The organism is Rhodoplanes sp. SY1 (assembly GCF_046000175.1).
Taxonomy (GTDB): domain Bacteria; phylum Pseudomonadota; class Alphaproteobacteria; order Rhizobiales; family Xanthobacteraceae; genus Rhodoplanes.
Genome location: NZ_JBEOMB010000417.1, coordinates 1 through 636, shown reverse-complemented (window position 1 = coordinate 636; position 636 = coordinate 1). Strand labels below are relative to the sequence as shown.

Annotated in this window: 1 protein-coding gene; it reads left to right on the top strand. The window is 66.4% G+C overall.

Annotated elements, in window-relative coordinates; genetic code table 11:
* Positions 1 to 235 precede the first annotated feature (235 nt).
* Positions 236 to 636 (top strand): translation initiation factor IF-3 (gene infC / locus ABTU92_RS30065; protein WP_408095196.1); only part of this gene is annotated, 401 nt, incomplete at its 3' end.

Genomic DNA, 636 nt, shown 5'->3' with positions numbered 1-636 from the left:
CCGGGCGGAGGCGCGCGGCCGCCCGTCGCGTGGCGGTGCGGAGACGAGCCACGAGTTTTGCCGGCGCCGTGCCGGGCATGCCTGGCCGGGCCCACGGGCGCGGACCGGGATGAACGGCGCGACGCCGGGTTTCGACGTAAGGATACCGTCGGGGACGTGACGCGGCCCCGAGCCGGCGTCCTCGATCTGCCAGAATCAACGACGGCCAGGATCAACGACAGAGGAGTTCACTGCCATTCGCCGCCCCATGAGAGCGCCGCCCCCCGTCCAAAAGGACGGGCCGCGCGTCAACGAGGAGATTCGTGTCCGAGAGGTTCATCTGATCGACAAGGATGGAGCCAATCGCGGCACCACCCAGATTGCAGAGGCCTTGCGGCTGGCCCAGGAGGCCGGGCTCGACCTGGTCGAGATCGCGCCCAATGCCACACCACCGGTGTGCAAGCTGCTCGATTACGGGAAGTTCAAGTACCAGGAGCAGAAGAAGGCCGCCGAGGCGCGCAAGCGTCAGAAGATCGTCGAGGTCAAGGAAGTGAAGTTCCGCCCGATGATCGACGACCACGACTACGACGTGAAGATGCGGGCCATGCACCGCTTCTTCGAGGAGGGCGACAAGGTCAAGGTGACGTTGCGCTTCCG